Source organism: Candidatus Dedyshia acidiphila (assembly GCF_051025295.1).
Lineage (GTDB): Bacteria > Acidobacteriota > Terriglobia > Terriglobales > Acidobacteriaceae > KBS-83.
This window is the reverse complement of record NZ_JBMGJV010000022.1, coordinates 54,657-71,244: the sequence shown is the minus strand read 5'-3', so window position 1 is coordinate 71,244 and position 16,588 is coordinate 54,657. Positions and strand designations below refer to the sequence as shown.

14 protein-coding genes are annotated in these 16,588 nt (G+C 63.6%); 4 read left to right on the top strand and 10 right to left on the bottom strand.

All coding sequences use genetic code 11. The annotated features are described in order from the left end of the window. The coding region (locus AC5IJH_RS10830; RefSeq protein WP_491902827.1) for an exodeoxyribonuclease III at positions 1–412 on the bottom strand (412 nt) is incomplete at its 3' end. A gap of 95 nt (positions 413–507) precedes the next feature. On the opposite strand from AC5IJH_RS10830, the gene AC5IJH_RS10825 reads away from it, so the two are divergent. From AC5IJH_RS10825 to polX, 3 genes are all read left to right on the top strand, one after another. Further along, positions 508–1,242, top strand: coding sequence for an NUDIX hydrolase (locus tag AC5IJH_RS10825; protein ID WP_491902826.1), 735 nt, complete (start codon positions 508–510; stop codon positions 1,240–1,242). A gap of 162 nt (positions 1,243–1,404) precedes the next feature. Continuing rightward, positions 1,405–1,626, top strand: coding sequence for a cold shock domain-containing protein (locus tag AC5IJH_RS10820; RefSeq protein ID WP_491902825.1), 222 nt, complete (start codon positions 1,405–1,407; stop codon positions 1,624–1,626). Positions 1,627–1,802: 176 nt separating this feature from the next. After that, complete coding sequence (gene polX / locus AC5IJH_RS10815) at positions 1,803–3,545, top strand: DNA polymerase/3'-5' exonuclease PolX (RefSeq protein ID WP_491902824.1); 1,743 nt, start codon at positions 1,803–1,805, stop codon at positions 3,543–3,545. A 12-nt stretch (positions 3,546–3,557) separates the two neighbouring features. Here the strand turns inward: polX and hutH are convergent, their stop codons facing one another. Further along, positions 3,558–5,102 carry a histidine ammonia-lyase gene (gene hutH, locus AC5IJH_RS10810; RefSeq protein ID WP_491902823.1) on the bottom strand — a complete coding sequence of 515 codons (1,545 nt, stop codon included), beginning with the start codon at positions 5,100–5,102 and terminating at the stop codon, positions 3,558–3,560. Between the two features lie 310 nt (positions 5,103–5,412). On the opposite strand from hutH, the gene AC5IJH_RS10805 reads away from it, so the two are divergent. After that, positions 5,413–7,284 carry a chitobiase/beta-hexosaminidase C-terminal domain-containing protein gene (locus AC5IJH_RS10805; protein WP_491902822.1) on the top strand — a complete coding sequence of 624 codons (1,872 nt, stop codon included), beginning with the start codon at positions 5,413–5,415 and terminating at the stop codon, positions 7,282–7,284. A gap of 35 nt (positions 7,285–7,319) precedes the next feature. On the opposite strand, the gene AC5IJH_RS10800 is transcribed toward AC5IJH_RS10805, so the two are convergent. The 8 genes from AC5IJH_RS10800 to ctaD all read right to left on the bottom strand — a co-directional run bounded on the left by AC5IJH_RS10800 (position 7,320) and on the right by ctaD (position 16,463). Further along, the gene (locus tag AC5IJH_RS10800) at positions 7,320–7,856 is read right to left on the bottom strand and encodes a hypothetical protein (RefSeq protein WP_491902821.1); all 537 of its coding nucleotides are present in this window, start codon (positions 7,854–7,856) and stop codon (positions 7,320–7,322) included. Further along, positions 7,853–10,186, bottom strand: coding sequence for a cytochrome c oxidase assembly protein (locus tag AC5IJH_RS10795; RefSeq protein WP_491902820.1), 2,334 nt, complete (start codon positions 10,184–10,186; stop codon positions 7,853–7,855). The genes AC5IJH_RS10800 and AC5IJH_RS10795 overlap by 4 nt, the downstream gene beginning before the upstream one ends. Positions 10,187–10,285: 99 nt before the next feature. Further along, positions 10,286–11,782, bottom strand: coding sequence for a cytochrome b N-terminal domain-containing protein (locus tag AC5IJH_RS10790; protein ID WP_491902819.1), 1,497 nt, complete (start codon positions 11,780–11,782; stop codon positions 10,286–10,288). After that, positions 11,749–12,456 (bottom strand): QcrA and Rieske domain-containing protein, encoded by a 708-nt coding sequence (locus AC5IJH_RS10785; RefSeq protein WP_491902818.1) that lies wholly within the window; start codon positions 12,454–12,456, stop codon positions 11,749–11,751. Before AC5IJH_RS10785 ends, AC5IJH_RS10790 begins: the two co-directional genes overlap by 34 nt. Next, positions 12,453–13,208, bottom strand: coding sequence for a c-type cytochrome (locus tag AC5IJH_RS10780; protein WP_491902817.1), 756 nt, complete (start codon positions 13,206–13,208; stop codon positions 12,453–12,455). Before AC5IJH_RS10780 ends, AC5IJH_RS10785 begins: the two co-directional genes overlap by 4 nt. Before the next feature lie 5 nt (positions 13,209–13,213). After that, positions 13,214–14,089: a hypothetical protein gene (locus AC5IJH_RS10775; protein WP_491902816.1), complete on the bottom strand. Its 876-nt coding sequence runs from the start codon at positions 14,087–14,089 to the stop codon at positions 13,214–13,216. 2 nt (positions 14,090–14,091) lie between these two features. After that, complete coding sequence (locus tag AC5IJH_RS10770; protein WP_491902815.1) at positions 14,092–14,703, bottom strand: cytochrome c oxidase subunit 3; 612 nt, start codon at positions 14,701–14,703, stop codon at positions 14,092–14,094. Between the two features lie 53 nt (positions 14,704–14,756). Further along, positions 14,757–16,463, bottom strand: a complete 1,707-nt coding sequence (gene ctaD / locus AC5IJH_RS10765) for a cytochrome c oxidase subunit I (protein ID WP_491902814.1) — start codon at positions 16,461–16,463, stop codon at positions 14,757–14,759. Between the last annotated feature and the right edge of the window lie 125 nt (positions 16,464–16,588).

The window sequence follows — 16,588 nt, the reverse complement described above, 5'->3', positions numbered from 1 at the left end:
GCGTGCCGCTCGAGAGCCAGCGCGCCATCTGGACCAGCAGACGATCCATCCAGGCCAGCTTGTAGACGAACTTCTCGCTGCCGATGGGATTGCCGTTTGGCGAGTAGATGTTCACGATGCGCAGCCCGGCGATGTTCGCTTCGAGGTAGCGGGCGTGGGTGTCTTCGCCATCGCCGAGTAGCGCTGTGCTGACTACGTCGATGGGCGTGCGCGAGAGGATCGCGACGCCATTGTAGGACTTCTGTGTGACCGCCGCGCTCTCATACCCGAGGTCGCGAAAGAACAGGTCGGGAAACTCGGTTGCCTTGAGCTCCTGCATCAGCAGGACGTCCGGCTGATGCGCGGTCAGCCACGAACGAACATGGTCGATGCGGGCGCGGATGGAGTTGACGTTCCAGGTAGCAATGATCATTCGGCTTGGGCTCTTGTGCTTCTGCTCTGTTGTACAGGGTACGGCGCGCCGCGGCAGACAGCATGCGATGCTGTTGACGAGGACACACGACGAGCATGGCAAGCCAGAAGAGTGCCACCCCGAAGAATGTCAAAAGCAAATCGGCAACACCCAAGGTTGCGGGCAAGCCGCCAAAAGGCAAAGCCAAGGGCGCGGCTGACGCCGAGGTCCGGCGTTATCCAAAGGGCGTCGAGGTGCTCTCGTCGAAAGTAAGCTTCGAGGGGCCGCTGTTCCGGGTGGTGACTGACGAGGTGCGCGAGCCGGGGAACAAAGACGCGCACCGGCGCGACGTGGTGCGTCACGGTGGATCGGTGGTGGTGCTGGCCGTCGATGATGCGAAGAGCAAGCGCGATCCGCTGATCCTGATGGAGCGCCAGTACCGGCATGCCGCCGGACAGTACCTGTACGAGATCCCCGCGGGCAAGATCGATCCGGGCGAGGACGCGCTGACCGGCGCCAAGCGCGAGCTGCTGGAGGAGACCGGCTACCAGGCAAAGCACTGGTCCAAGCTGGTGCGATTCTTCGCGAGTCCCGGCTTTCTCGGCGAGTGGATGCAGATCTTCCTCGCGGAGGGACTGACGCCGGGCGAAGCTCAACCCGAGGAGGATGAGCAGATCGAGCTGTTTGCGGTACCGCTGAGCGAACTGCTGCGGCAGATCGAGGCCGGACGCATCTTGGACGGCAAGACGATCGCGGCGACGCTGCTCTACGAGCGGCTGCGCAAGGAACGGGCGCGGAGCGAACGCGCGGCCGCCCGTGCCGCGGCGGCGGATGAGAACGGCCGCGGCTGAGAGTGCCGTTTCAAAAAGGAGCCAGCGGCCCGGCGATGCCCGGGCCGCTCATTTTTTCTGCAAACGAAAATTCCGGCCCCACGTCACTTAGGGAGGCAAGGCGGGGAGGCAACGCGGCCTGCGCACCTGGCCTGATCTGCTGCGAAGTGAGGTAACCAACACGTGTCCCAGTACAAAGGCAAGGTCAAGTGGTTCAACAACGCGAAGGGCTACGGCTTTATCGGCAGGGACGATGGCCCCGATGTGTTCGTGCATTACAGCTCGATTCAGCTCGATGGCTACAAGAGCCTTAAAGAGGGAGACGATGTTGAATTCGATATCGTCGAGGGGCAGAAGGGTCCGCAGGCTGACCAGGTGCTGCGGACGCACGCCGCCGCCGCCTAACCAGACGGAGCGGTGATCGGAATGGGCCCGGTGGCAGCGCCAAATGCGCACTGACCGGGCCTTTGTGTCTGAACGTATATTTCCCCCGATAGCGTGGCCGGCGTTCTCAGGCCATCTGTACCGTGCGCGCTGTCGTAGAGTGCTGGTAGGCGGCCCCCGGGGGCCGTCACGCACCTATGGACAATCGCAGCATCGCGCAACTTCTGTACGAAACCGCCGACCTGCTCGAGATCGGATCGGGCGACCCGTTCCGCATCCGCTCGTACCGCCGCGCCGCGGAAGCCGTCGAGCAGAGCACCACGCCCCTCTCAAGCCTGTGCGGCGAGCCGAAGCGCCTGCTCGACATACCCGGCATCGGCAAGGGGATGGTCGCGAACATCCTCGCCATCGAGCAGCATGGCTCTCTGCCGCTGCGGGATGAACTCCTGCTGAAGTACCGGCCATCCATGCTCGAGCTGCTGCGTCTGCCGGGCATGGGACCGAAGACGGTCGCGCTGTTGTGGGAGGCCGCGAGCGTGTCGACTGTCGATGAACTGGCGCAGGCCATCGATGCGGGCAAGCTTGCCGGTCTGCCCCGATTCGGCGACAAGCAGATCGAGAAGCTGCGCAAAGGCATCGAGGATTACCGACGCCACTCCAGCCGCTTTCACCTGGATGATGTGGAGACTGCGGCTGAACGGCTCACCCTTTACTTGAAGGGTTTTCCGGGCATCGAGAGCGTGACCCCGGCGGGTTCCCTGCGCCGCGGACGCGAGACGGTCGGCGATCTGGACATGCTGGTGACGGGGCCGGCCTGCGAGGAGGATGCCGTCGCAGCAGCCGTCGCCTACACGGCGGCGTATCCGCCGATCACGAACCTGCTCGCGCAGGGACAGAACAAGGTCAGCTTCCAACTGCGCACTGGTCTGCAGGTGGACGTGCGGCTGCTGCCGCGCGCCTCGTTCGGGGCCGCGCTCCAATACTTCACTGGCTCGAAGATGCACAACGTCACGCTGCGGCAGCGAGCGATCAAGCGCGGCTACACGTTGAGCGAGTACGCGCTGGCGCGGATCGATGATGGAACCGAGGTCGCGGCTGCGACAGAAGAGGAGATCTACCGAGCGCTCGAACTGGACTGGATCCCCCCGGAGTTGCGCGAGAACAACGGCGAGATCGATGCGGCGGCGGCACACACTCTGCCACGCCTCATCGAGCAGCAGGACATCCGCGGCGATGTGCACATGCACACCGTCGCGACGGATGGCCGCAGCACGATCCTCGAAATGGCCGAGGCTGCGGCGGCGCGCGGCTACCAATACATCGCGATCACGGATCACTCGCAAAACCTGGCGATGGCCTCGGGGCTCGATGAGGCGCGGGCAATGGAGCATATCCGTGCGATCCGCCAGGTCGACGCCGACATGGCGGGGCGCATCCGCGTGCTGCCGGGCATCGAGGTCGACATCCTGCCGGACGGCTCGCTCGATCTTGCAGACGAAGTGCTGGCCGAGATGGACGTCGTGATCGGCAGTGTGCACTCAGCATTCAGCCAGTCGCGGACCGAGATGACGGATCGACTGCTGCGTGCGATCGAGAACCCATACCTCCGCATCCTTGGACACCTTACCGGGCGGTTGCTGCTCCGTCGCGAGCCTTACGATCTCGATCTGCAGGCAGTGCTGCAGCGGGCTGGCGAGCTGGGCGTCGCGGTTGAGCACAATGCCGATCCGAATCGCCTGGATCTGTGCGACCGCGACCTGCGGCTGGCGAAGGAGCAGGGCTGCAAGATCACGATCAACACGGACGCGCACTCGACTGCGGCGCTCGACAAGATGCGCTACGGCATCCGGCAGCTGCGCCGCGCATGGCTCACGCCAGAAGACGTCCTGAACACGCGTGATACGGCGTCGTTTCTCGCTGCGCTGCGGCCCCGGCCCTAAACCGGGCCTTCATCAGTCGCCAAGCCACTCGTCGAAGTCGCCGTTGCGGATTACGGAAGTGAGAGCGGCAATGTCGGTGGACAGCACGCGGTCCTCCCGCAGCGGCGCGACGTGCTGACGCACCCGGACGCGCGCCGCCTCGACTGCGACGGCAGCACGAAGTGGTAAGCGATAGTCGAGTGCCTGCGCCGCGCACATGAACTCGATGGCGAGGACCGTCTCAGCATGCTCGATGACCGTGCGCAGTTTCAGCGCCGAGGTCATGCCCATCGAGACGTGATCCTCCTTGCCGCCCGAGGTTGGGACCGAGTCCGGGCTCGCGGGATGAGCCAGCAGCTTCGCTTCGTTCAGCAGTGCTGCGGCGGTGACATGGGCGATCATAAATCCCGAAGACAGGCCCGGCCGATCGGACAGGAAGGGCGGCAAGCCCTCGTTGATATCGGGATTGATCAGCCGATCGATGCGGCGCTCGCTGATGCTGAGCAGGTCTGCGAGTCCGATCGCCGCGTAGTCGAGCGCGTAGGCCAGCGGCGCTCCATGAAAGTTACCGCCGGAGAGAATGTCCCACTCGCCGGAGCCACTCTCGGCGGGGAACACGAGCGGGTTGTCGGTCGCCGACCCGGTCTCAATCTCCAGCACCGACGCGACATGGTCGAGCACGCCGCGCACGCCACCGTGCACCTGGGGCATGCAGCGCAGGCAATAGGCATCCTGCACGCGAGGATCGTTCGCGCGATGCGACTCGCGGATCTCGCTCGACTCCATCAGCGCGCGCAAGTGTCGTGCAGCGGCAATCTGGCCAGGGTGCGGGCGGGCGTGCTGGATGCGCGGGTCGAACGCAGCGGGTGTCCCCATCAGTCCTTCGAGCGACATCGCGCCCGCGAGGTCGAAGAGGCGCACGATCCGCTGTGCACGATGGACCGAGAGCCCTCCAACGGAGGCCATGGCCTGCGTTCCGTTCAGCAGCGCAAGCCCTTCTTTCGCCTGTAGCTCAAGCGGTTGTAGTCCTGCGCTGGCCAGCGCCTGCGCTGCGGGCATGCGTTGCCCGCGTACGAAGACATCGCCCTCGCCGATCAAAGCCAGCGCGAGATGAGCAAGTGGCGCCAAGTCACCGCTTGCGCCAACTGAGCCACGCGACGGAACGACAGGATGGATGCCGTGCTCAAGCATTGCAAGCAACAGCTCGACGACATCGCCCCGGACACCGCTGGCCCCACGGGCAAGCACATTCGCTCGCAGCAGGAGCATGCCGCGTACGTCGCGCTCTGCAAGAGGCTCACCCACGCCGCAGCAGTGGCTGCGCACCAGGTTGCGCTGCAGCGCCATGAGCTCTGCCGCAGGTACACGCACCTCCGCCAGCTTGCCGAAACCGGTGTTGATGCCGTAGGCAGCGGCATTGCCGGAGGCGGCGCGCTCAACGGCAGCACGCGAAGCAGCGATGCGCGTACGCGCGTCGTTCGTGAGCGCAACGCTACGCTCGCCGGCAGCGACAGCGTGGAGGTCGGCCAGGGCGATCGGATCTCCATTGAGAAGGAGCGGCGCAGGAGTCGGTGTCATAGGAGATTGCGGCAAACTCCTCACTATACGGATCGCCCGTCGCAACGTCATTCTGCCGGTCGCTAGATGAATGCGCGAAGCATTTAGCCAGCGATCTCGCCGCGCCACTCCCGCGCCTCAGGTCCTGGCGTCTCGAGTGAATGCACGGATGTGACACTACCCGCGACGCCGCACGTGGCGCATGTTCCACACGTTTCATGAAGACTGAAGAGAAGAATCAGCGAGTTCGCATTAGATAGCTGGTAATTACCAGTTACCATCTTGACAACGATAACTCCGCCAGTTCACCTTCAATCTCCGGAGACCCCCAATGCCGCACTGTCGCACTCTCCTGCCACTCGTTTGTCTTGCTTCCGCACTCTTCGTTCCGACGCAGATTCTGGGCCAGACCAATGTACTGACGCAACGCAATGACCTATCGAGGACCGGTCTCAATAACAGCGAGACGGTTCTCACTCCTTCCAACGTAAATGCGAATTCTTTCGGCAAGCTCTTCACGGCAGCAGTGGACGGCCACGTCTACGCGCAGCCACTCTTCGTCTCTGCTCTTTCAGTGAACGGGGCGGCGGCACAGGACGTTGTGATCGTAGCGACCGAGCACAACTCGGTGTATGCGCTCACCGCATCGACCGGATCCATCCTCTGGCAGACCTCGCTGATTATCGGCAGCGCCGGCGCTACGACTACGACTGTGCCGTCGGGCGACGTCTACACCGGTGGGGTGACGGACGTGGGTCCCGAGATCGGCATTACCGGCACACCAGCAATCGACGGCGCGTCGCACACGCTGTACGTCGTCGCGGCGACGAAAGAGGTCTCGGCTGCAGGCAGCGCGTACTACCAGCGGCTGCACAAGATTGACATCACGACGGGTGCAGATCTCGGCAGTGTCGCGATCACTGGCTCCGTTACCGGCAATGGTACGGATGCTGTAAATGGAACTGTTGCGTTCAATCCGAAGTCCCAGCTGCAGCGCACTGGCCTGGCTTTGGTGAACGGGAACGTGTACATGGGCTTCGGCTCGCACAACGATGTCCCCGTGTATCACGGCTGGGTCTTCGGCTATGACGCTACCCTTACCCGCACTGGTCTGTTTTGCACCACGCCGGACGGCGAGCAGGGCGGCATCTGGGAGGGTGGCGGCGGTCTGTCCGTCGATGCGTCCGGCTCGCTTTTTGTGAGCACCGGAAACGGCTACAACGATCTGACCTCGCCCAGTCCGCGTAACTTCGGGGAGAGCATCGTCAAGCTGTCGACGCCGGCGCTGACGCCCGTCGACTTCTTCAGCCCGTACGACCAGACCACACTCTCCAACAATGACGCCGACCTCGGTGTCAATTCGCCGCTGATTCTGCCCACGCAGCCAGGCAGCTTCCCGAACGAGCTGATCCTTCAGAGCAAGGCACCCACGCTCTACCTGCTGAATCGCGATTCGCTCGGGGGCTACAACACCACGCAGAACCACGACGTGCAGAACTTCTCTGCCAACAACGGCTTCGCTACCGGCTTTGGCCTGCTTGGCAACACCGTCTACTTTGGCAGCCCCAACGGAACGCTCCAGGCATATGTGCTCTCAAACGGCAGGTTTGCTACGGCCGCGAGCTCTGCCTCGTCAAACACCTTCCACTTCCCTGCGCCGAGCCCCAGCATCACGGCGAACGGCGGAACCAACGGCATCGTGTGGGCCGTCGACTACCAGGGCTTCAGCGATGGCAGCGGCTACACCAGCGGCTTGCCCGCTGTGCTCTATGCGTACGACGCTACCGCACTGAGCCGCACACTCTACAGCAGCGAGCAGGCCGGCAATGCACGCGACCAGGGTCCACAGGCGGTGAAGTTCACCGTGCCTACGGTTGCAAACGGACGTGTCTACCTGGCGGGGCAGAATGCGGTGGTCGCCTATGGACTGCTGCCGACTGCGACCCAGGGAGCAGTGGCGACGCCTGTCATCTCTCCTGGCAGCCGGAACTACGGTCACCCGCAGAACGTGACAATCACGACGGCAACGGCGGGCGCGACCATCTACTACACGCTGGATGGCACGACACCAACGACCAACTCCGCCGTGTATACCTCACCCATCCTGATCACATCGCGCACCTTCCTTCAGGCGATCGCGGTCAAAACTGACTATCAGAACAGTGCCGTTGCGTCTGCGAGCTACACCATAAAGGGGCACTGAGTGAGTGGCTGAGCAGGCGGCCTATGTGGACCTGCTCAGCCATGGAGTGCAGCGCCTTGTTTGCGGCGCACACGGGTCTTCACCAGATCAGCCCACGCCAGCAAGGCCAGCACAGCGAACGGAAGTACCGCAAGCATCCATACCAGAGCGCGGCGGGAGGCATGCGCCGCCACTACGAGATCGGTGGCAGCGCTCGCCTCCTCGCCGCGCTCACGTACGTTCAGGGTCACGTGCCACTGACCCGGCGAGGGCAGCGTCACCGTCGCGGCCTGCAGCAGCTTGTTGTTCGCCGCAGCGCGCGTCAGCGGGACCACGATAGGCTTGCTGTTTGCATTGGCGGGCGTCAAGGTAAGGCTCACGTCAGCGTCGAGCACGATCTGATCCGTCGCGCGATCTTCAACCATGGCGGTGAAGTCGGCAGGTCCGGTACCGAGCGCTTCTGGCGTGACAAAGAGGGACACGATCCAGCCGCCAGCAGGCTGCCGCATCACCAAGCGACCGCCATCCGCCAGCGCAGCGCGCATGCTGAGCGAGAGCAACAAGACAAACAAAAACGCTGTGCGCCGGGTCACATGGGTCCCATGGCCACGCCGCGCATCTGCATCGGCTGGAGCAGCAGCCAGAAGCCAATTGCGTACAGCGCGATTGCGACGGCGAGGACCGGTGCGACTGCGACAACACGATGCGACAGCCCGCCTCCGCTTCTCGCGAAACCTTTCCATGCCACAGAGACAGTCACGATGAGTCCTATGCCGAGCAGAAGCAGTTGCAACTCCAGCAGAGTGTCGGCGCTGCTCATGGCCGGAGCCTGCCAGTGGGGAACGACCGCCGCGAGGTGAAGATCCTCGACGCTTTGCGCAAGCAGTGACGGCACTGCAGGCGCGGCCATCGCAAGATGGAAGATCAGGTGCGCCGCCCACATGGCAAGCCCCAGCGGTAGTAGGGCCATGGCAGCGCGGCCAAACGCTTCGCGGGCCGATGCGCGTTGAAGGATGCGCAAGGGTATCGACGCCAACCAGACCAGCGACGTCGCGGCTAGCGTAACCACGAGCACGGCCATGAAGCTGCCGAACGTTGAGGCTAGCCATGGCGCCCGATGCGCGAGGCCAGCGAGGAGTTCCGCTCCAGGAGCGACCATGGTGGCTGCATTTGCGAACGCCGCGAAGACGACTACCAGCACAGCGAGCGCAAGGTCCGGCCGCCTGGGCAGGCGACCGAGCGAGGCCGTCGGCTGTGTCGAGAGTAGTTCCGCCGTCTGCGCGCGCGGCAGGATGCCGATGTTGTCGTGGGGGCATGCCTTCACGCAGTCCATGCACAGCGTGCAGTCGGCGTTGCTGCGTTTGGTCGGTAGATAAAGGTTGAGTTCACAACCGCGCTGCTGCTGGTTGCCGCGGATGCAGTCGCGCGTGTGGCAGGTGCTGCAGACGCTCTCTGATCGCACCCGCAGCGTGGTCGGCGATATGAGGGAGGCAGCGAAATTGAACTGGCCGATGGGGCAGACGTACTTGCAAAAAGAAGCGCCCCGGAACGTAGCATCGACCAGGAAGGCCGCGCCAAGGTAGCCGAGAAGCAACCATGCGGTGAGAGCGGGACTGTTCCAAAGCGCGAACCGCTCGTAGCAGTAGAAGAAGATCACCATTAAGCCAACAGCGATCCACTTGCTGCGCAGGCGCGCAGGCCAGCGCACGCGTCCTCCGCCGAGGAGACGCGCGAGTTCTCGAGGCAGCGTGAACGGGCACGCCATGCAGAAAAGGTTTCCGACAAATAGCAGCGCAAGCACGGCGAGAGCGCGCACGATGTTCCATGGCACGACACCGGCGAGGTTCATCGCGGCCATGGGATGGCCGAAAAGCCCATCGATGATGATGAGCGTGATCACGCCAAGGCTGATCGCCTGCAATGTTTGGCGTCCGTAGCGGGCACGCAGCAACGGGCCAAGCAGCGGCAGGCGCAGCAGGTCGAATTCGGAGGATGCCCGTGCAGCGCTGGCAGTCCCGGGTGCGAATGCGCCGCCTATGGTGACCAGCCCGTGGCTCGCGTGAGCTGCCGCAGTGCGCGACTGCGGCTTGCGCGACAACAGCGCGAGTGTGATTCCAATCGCGGGCACCCAGTAGATGGCCGAACCGACTACCCACATGAACGCGCCCGCCGCAGCCTGGTCCTGCGCGGCACTCAGTCCGGAGACACGCGGCGCGGCTGCGTACGTCGGGTAGAGCACGCGGCCGGAGAAGACGAGAAAGGCAGACAGCGCGGTGTTCACAATATCCGCGCTGACGAGGTACGGAATGGCTGCCCAGCGCGACCAGTGCGAGTGCGCGGGCCACGGCTCAAGCACGACATGCCAGAAGAGCAGCGAAGTCAGCAGGAAGCAGGCGTGCTCGACCTCATGCCATGCCGGCGAGCGCAACGCGAGCTCATAGGCTGCCGGAACATGCCAGCCTAGGTACGCTATGTTCATGGCCAGCCACGCCGTCGCGGGATGGCCAACGATGCAGCGTAGCGTGGTGATGCCCGGCGCAATCGAGAGTGGACCGACGAAGCTGCGCACCCACGCGCGCGGCAGCCCGCGCAGCAGCGGCACCAGCGGGGCGCCGAGGATGAGCAGCGGCGGTGCCACCGACATCAGCACGAGGTGTTGCACCATGTGAGCGAGCAGCAGCACTCCGCCCAGCGCATCGAGCGGCGATGCGATGGCGAGCCATGCACTGGCAAGCCCGGCATAGAAACAGGCCGCACGCCACGCCGGCAGCTCTGCCGCTCGTGTGCCTCGCGCTGCTCCCCAGCCGCGTGCATAGAGTGCTGCCGTGATGAGCAGCCCAAGGGTTGGCCAGAACGGAGCCGTCCACGAGCGCACGATCGAGTCGGCGATTGCGTTGGCTGTGTCGGGAGTGACAAGGGCCATCACTGCATCCCGCGTGGCATGCGCGAAGCCCGCGCGGGCACCGCGCTCCGGGTGCAGTTTATGGGTTGCACATCAACTCGGCGCATGATCGATTCCAGTTCATGGGCGCAACGATTCCACCGGCTCCTTGGGCATCGGGCTGTTCGTCTCAGCGACATGGCGCGATGCGTCGTAGGCACGCTGCTCGTTAGCCGGGTGCAGCGTCTCCAGGAACTCGACGAGCGCAGTCACCTGCGCGGGCGAAAGCGTTTTGCCATAGGCTGGCATGTTGCCGCCGCCCTGCTCTACCTGACGCACCAGCTGGTCATAGGTGAGATGGCTCGCCACATCGTCGAGCGTGGGTCCGCGCCGGCCACCCAGTCCGCCCAGCATGTGGCAGTTGCGGCACTGCTTCTCCTGAAACACGACTGCGCCTTGTCGTTCCAGCGGCGTGGTGCCCTTGATGAAGTGAACCGGTGTGGGTGCGGAACTCCAAGCCTCCATGCGCGGGCTCCACGGGACGTACGTGCCGAGGTGCGTCAATGCTGCGAAGAAGACCGCAAGAAAGGCGACCAGTAGCACAGCGACGGGCCGACGGTGCCAGCTCTTCTCACCGACGCCAGCGAAGAACGGCAGCGCGAGCATGATCCCGATGCCGATCACCGGAGCGACGAACATCACCGGCGTCTCGATCGATGGCGGTAAGAATGCGAGCGCGGAGTAGATCCACAGGAAGAAGAAGTCCGGCTTGGGAGCGGTCTGGATGATGGTGGGGTCAGGCACACCCGTGGGGCCGATGGGGCCGAGGAAGAGAGCACAGAGAGCGACTGCCAGCAGAATGCCGGCCGCGAACATCGCATCCTTCCACACAGCGCCGGGCACGAAGGGCAGCCCGTGCTTGTGCGACAGCTCGTTGTACTCTTCGATGTATGTGTCCCGCTTGACCAGACGGCCGGGTGTCGGCCACTCATTGATACCGAGCTTGAGCACGAGCCAGGTGTGCAGCGACGCGAAAGCCAGCATCGTGCCGGGAATCACGAACACGTGGATAGCGAAGAAGCGCGTGAGCGTCGCGCCTGCGATGATCGGGCCGCCGAGCATCAACTGCACGAGCTGGCCGCCGATCAGCGGTACGCGGCTGATGATGGACGCCCCGATACCGAGTCCCCAGTACGCATCCTGATCGAAGCGCAGCACCTGGCCGGTGAAGGCCATACCGAGCGTCATCAGCAGCAGGAACACGCCGAGAATCCAGGTGAGCTCGCGCGGGAACTTGTACGCGCCGAAGAGGAACACCTGCACCATGTGGATGATGACGACGGCGACCATAAAGTTCGATCCCCAGCCGTGCATGCCGCGCAGGAACCAGCCCAGCGGCAACTGATGATTGAGCACCTGCAGACTGTCCCACGCCGAACCGGCGGAGGGCACATACACCAGCGCGAGCAGGATGCCGGTCACAATCTGTAACAGCAGAAGCACAAAACTGGCGCTGCCGAAGACGTACCACCAGCTGGCGGTCTTGCTGGGCACCGGATGCTCGGCCGCTTCCTTGACGAAGCCTTCGAGCTGCACACGGCGTTCTACCCAATCGTAGGCTTGCTTGTACCAGGACATGGCGCGATTCCTTGAACCAGGGTGGGGTCGAGTCGGGCAGAGTTGGATAGCGTGGGCATCTGGCCGGCATCGATCATGAGCTGTTGCCCATTGAGCTTGTAGGGGTAGGTGCGCAGCCCGCGTTCCGGTGGGCCTGCGGCGCGCTCACCGTCTGCGTAGTAGACGCCGCCATGGCACGGACACATGAAGAGCTCCGATTGAGGAAACCAGCGCACCGGGCAGCCGAGATGCATGCAGTTGATCGCGAAGACCGTAAAGCTCTGCGCCCCCGTGCGACGCACGTAGCAGGCGACCTTGCCGGTGTCGCCGTCCCACTCGTGCGTGTTCGGGTTACGATACATCGCCAGAACTGTCTCGCCTTCCTTGTAGTCGGTCACATTCCCGAGCTGTACCCAGTGGTTGTATCCGCCTTTGCGCCGCACCGGGCCGAGCAGATACCCGATCACCGGGGTCGCGATCGCCGCCGCTACCAGCGCATTGATCGCAAGCGAGAGCTTGAACAGAAATGTGCGCCGGGATACACCCGGCTCGCGATCGCTCGCCACCTTAGCGGCGTGCTGGAGCACCGTATCGCTGTTTGGATCGGGCAGGCCTCGTTCGGGACTGCGATCGAGCTTCGCCTCTGGCTTGGGTTCAGACCCGGACTCGGGCGACGGACTGGACTGCGGGTTCATCGGATGCCTCCACTCATCTCCTGCTGGTGACTGTGGCCCTGCTTCGCTTGCTGGCCGGTGGAATGCTCAGGTGGTGACTGGGTGGGCCGCTCGCTATTCAGAAATGCAACCACGTTGGTGATCTGTTCATTGGTGAGCGGGTGGCCGGGGATGAGGCCGCGCCAGTCGGGCATGCCCAGGTCCGGCCGGCCGATGATCACGGTGGTACGCTGCGCCTGCGGCGACATCAGCGAAAGCACCCAGGGGTTCAGTACGGAGCCAGCAGGGCCGGCCTGCCCGCCGATTGGACCATGGCAGCGCGCACACACAGTCGAGTAGACCTGCGCACCCGCCTTGGCATCACCCGGATGATCGTCTGCATAGGGCGGCGCATTCTGCCCGGCGAGTGGGTTGCCGTGACGCCAGTCGTCGCGCATACCGCGCACGATTGCATTCACCTGCTCATCCGTAAGGTCGCCCCCTGAACTTCGCGAGAAGGCCGGCATCATCGTGCCCGGCCTGCCCTGCGCGACGACGCGCACCAGCGTCGCATCATCGACGATGGCTTGGTATACCGGGGAAGCCAGTGCGGTCGACGCGCCGTAGAGGCCGCCTTCGCCGTGACAGCCGGCACAATTTGTCTGATACAGCCGCCGGGGTGACAGCACGGCCTCCGGTCGCGGAACCTCGGGGCCGGGCTTCGGCTTGCCCGGCAACGGACCGCAACCCGCAACGGCAAGAAGTGCGCACAACCCGGCAACGCCTGCAGACACACGCATCATTGCTGGCCCTCGTGCCCGTCGCCGGAGTGCGGCGGAGCCGGACGCTCGATACCGAGACGCACCGAGAGCGGAACATCGCGCAGGCTCTGGATGTGGCCTTTGCGGGCCACCACGTAACCCGCGACGATACCAAAGCCCACCTGCGTCAGCGCGAACCAGTACCAGTTGATGTGGTTGTCGAAGAACGGATTGAGCAACCCGAGGATGGAGTGCAGCAGGCCGGTCCACAGGGCGGGCGCGATCAGCCCACCGAGCAGGATGGGATGGCGCGGCATGATGGGCAGCAGCGCACCGTAGAGCAGCCCGACCAGAAACGCGGATGCCGTGTGAATCGCGACGGCGATAAGGAATGCCGCGAGATGGAAGTGCGCGAGTTCCGATTCAGTGGGAGCGGTCCAGCCAGCGACACCCGCGCCACCGAGCAGGTTCACCACGTACCAGATGCTGTGAAAGCGGACGACGCCGTAGATCTCGGCAAGCACGATCATGACGGTTCCACCGGCGAAGCCGCCGATGATCCCAGAGGTGATCGGGTACGTCGTCCCCGGGGTCATGCTTCGTCCACCGCTCGGAAAGAACACGCGCGTCACATGGCGATTCTCACGCTCTGTCTCGCGCTCCGACTCAGTGATCGCGATTGGCTCATGCACTTCGTGTGGCAGCACCTGACGAAACCAGCCCACGACACCGGCCACGGTGAGGACCACGCCAAGCAGCGAGATGTAATAGTTCGTCACCAGACCGGCAAAGACAAAGGTCAAACCGGCGGCGAGAAGAAAAGGCCAATGTGTAGGCGCGGGCAGCGCGACGACTTTGTCGCCGTCCGAGTGGTGAGCCGCAACTGGGAGTGAGTGCACAGCAGGTTCAGGCATGCTCAACGTCCTACGAGGTAGACCACGGTGAAAACCACGACCCAGACTGCATCGACGAAATGCCAGTACAGTGCGAGCACTTCGACCTTCTCGGTGTGCTCGGGGCGCAACGCGCCCATGAAGGAGAAGACCAGCACAGCCGATAGCATGATGAGTCCGACGATCACGTGCGACGCATGCAGCCCCACCAGTGAGTAGAAGGTGGTGCCGAAGAGATTGGTAGCGATCGTCAGGTGGTCATGTGTGATGAGCTTGGCCCATTCCTTGGCGGTACCAAGCAGGAAGATGGCACCGAACAGGATCGTCAGTCCCCACCAGGCACGAAATGCGGCAGCAGCGCCCTTCCGCAGGGCACGCTCCGCAATCATGATGGTCAGGCTGCTCGAGAGCAGGAAGACCGTATTGAGGATCGGCACCTCGAGCACATCTTGCGGCCGCGGGCCGCTGACGCTACGGCCCGTGTCGTAGACGTATGCGACGACGAAGATGACGAAGATCGCCGTCTCCGCCGCGATCAACGAGTACATGCCGACACGGCCGCGGGAAGGCAGTTGCCAGTCGGGGTCGGCGTGCGCTGCACCGTGCGGGGCGTGCGCGAGAGTCGCACTGCTCATCGGCCATTCCTTTCGTCGCGATCGCTGTTCCATTTACGTGATGACGACACGCCTCAGCCCTCCACCTGCTCGTCCGGATCTTCCGGATGTTTCAGGTCCCACAGCGGACGGCGGCTGTGCACGACCGGCTCAGTCGCGAAGTTGTAAGCGGGTGGGGGTGACGACGTGGACCACTCAAGTGTCCATGCATCCCAGGGGTCGGGCCCGGCCAGCTCACCCTTCAGGCCGGAGTAGATCAGGTTGACCACGAACACGGCGATGGCGATTCCCTGCACCGCTGCGCCGACCGCGATCATTTGGTTCCAGATCGTCCAGCCGCGATCCGCCGGGTAGGTAAATATCCAGCGTGGCATACCCTCAATGCCTGGGATATGCATTGGGTCGAAGGTCAGATGGAACCCGAGCACGAACAGCCAGAAGTGCCACTTGCCCAGCCGCTCATCGAGCATGCGGCCAGTCACCTTGGGGTACCAGTAGTACATTCCGCCAAAGAGGGCAAACAGGATGCCGCCGACGATCACGTAGTGAAAATGTGCAACCACAAAGTACGAATTGTGAAGCTGCCAATCGAACGGCGACACGGAAAGCATGATGCCGGTCAGCCCCGCGATAAGCCACTGGCACAGGAAGCCAAGCGCGAACAGCATGGGGACGCGGAAGCGGATCTTGCCGCCCCACATCGTCGCGATCCAGTTGAAGATCTTGATGCCGGTAGGGATGCTGACCAGCATGGTTGACAGCGTGAAGAAGGCGTTCGACACCGACGTCATCCCGATGGTGAACATGTGGTGCGCCCAGACGCCCAGGCTGACGAACGCGATGCCCACCGAGGCCGCCACCATCGCGGGATAGCCGAAGATGGCCTTGCGCGAGAAGACCGGGATGATTTCATTGATGACCGCGAAGGCCGGCATCACGAGCACATAGACCTCTGGGTGGCCGAAGATCCAGAAGAAGTGCGCCCACAAAACCGCAGAGCCGCCGGCCTGCGTATCGAAGAAGCGCGCGCCCAGGTAGCGGTCCATCATCAGCATGGCCTGCGCCGCAGTGAGCGGGCTGACGGCGATGATGACCAGCGCGGATGTGACCAGGTAAAGCCAGACCAGCAGCGGCATGCGGAACAGCGTCATGCCCTTGCAGCGCATACAGAACGTGGTCGCGATGAAATTGATCGCGGTGCCGATCGAGCCAATGCCCGAGACGGTGAGCGCGATCGCCCAGTAATCTGCAGTGTGTCCGCGCGAGAAGGCACGCTCGGTAAGCGGCGCGTAGGCGAACCAGCCGAAGTCGGGCGCATTGCCCGCGCCCTGCAGACCCGCGCCGCCGATGAAGCTGTAGTAGAGCAGCAATCCACCGAAAGCCGACATCCAGAAGCTGAATGCATTCAGGCGCGGAAACGCCATATCCCGCACGCCGAGCATCAGCGGCACCAGGTAGTTGCCGAAGCCGAAGACCAAAGGCATGGCGACGAAGAAGATCATCGTCGTGCCGTGCATGGTGAAAAGCCGGTTGTAGACCTCGGGGCTGACCAGGTGGTTCTCAGGAAAGAAGAGCTGCGCACGCATGACCAGCGCTTCGCAACCGGCGACTACCAGGAACGTGAGTGCGAACAGCACGTACAGAACGCCAAGCCGTTTGTGATCGACCGTGACGACCCAGCTGTGAAGGTATTCGAGCCAGGTGGGGCGCAGGCTCTCGGGACGGGTGACCTCCGCGGTCACATCCGGAAGTCCGGGAACCGGAATGCTCGATCCTGCCATCGGCGACTCCGCTGTCTCCTTTAGGTGAGGGCCAGATGCGCTCGCAGGGTGCGCGCGCACATTGCGTGCATGTGCGGGTGGATGAGTGACGACGGGATACGTTCGTTCGACAAGTACAACATCGT

What these genes read in the sequence shown, in the direction of transcription:
- AC5IJH_RS10790 (WP_491902819.1), bottom strand. Translation starts at nt 11,782, where the DNA reads ATGTCCTGGTACAAGCAAGCCTACGATTGGGTAGAACGCCGTGTGCAG.
- hutH (WP_491902823.1), bottom strand. Translation starts at nt 5,102, where the DNA reads ATGACACCGACTCCTGCGCCGCTCCTTCTCAATGGAGATCCGATCGCC.
- AC5IJH_RS10770 (WP_491902815.1), bottom strand. Translation starts at nt 14,703, where the DNA reads ATGAGCAGTGCGACTCTCGCGCACGCCCCGCACGGTGCAGCGCACGCC.
- AC5IJH_RS10775 (WP_491902816.1), bottom strand. Translation starts at nt 14,089, where the DNA reads ATGCCTGAACCTGCTGTGCACTCACTCCCAGTTGCGGCTCACCACTCG.
- AC5IJH_RS10795 (WP_491902820.1), bottom strand. Translation starts at nt 10,186, where the DNA reads ATGGCCCTTGTCACTCCCGACACAGCCAACGCAATCGCCGACTCGATC.
- polX (WP_491902824.1), top strand. Translation starts at nt 1,803, where the DNA reads ATGGACAATCGCAGCATCGCGCAACTTCTGTACGAAACCGCCGACCTG.
- ctaD (WP_491902814.1), bottom strand. Translation starts at nt 16,463, where the DNA reads ATGGCAGGATCGAGCATTCCGGTTCCCGGACTTCCGGATGTGACCGCG.
- AC5IJH_RS10805 (WP_491902822.1), top strand. Translation starts at nt 5,413, where the DNA reads ATGCCGCACTGTCGCACTCTCCTGCCACTCGTTTGTCTTGCTTCCGCA.
- AC5IJH_RS10825 (WP_491902826.1), top strand. Translation starts at nt 508, where the DNA reads ATGGCAAGCCAGAAGAGTGCCACCCCGAAGAATGTCAAAAGCAAATCG.
- AC5IJH_RS10785 (WP_491902818.1), bottom strand. Translation starts at nt 12,456, where the DNA reads ATGAACCCGCAGTCCAGTCCGTCGCCCGAGTCCGGGTCTGAACCCAAG.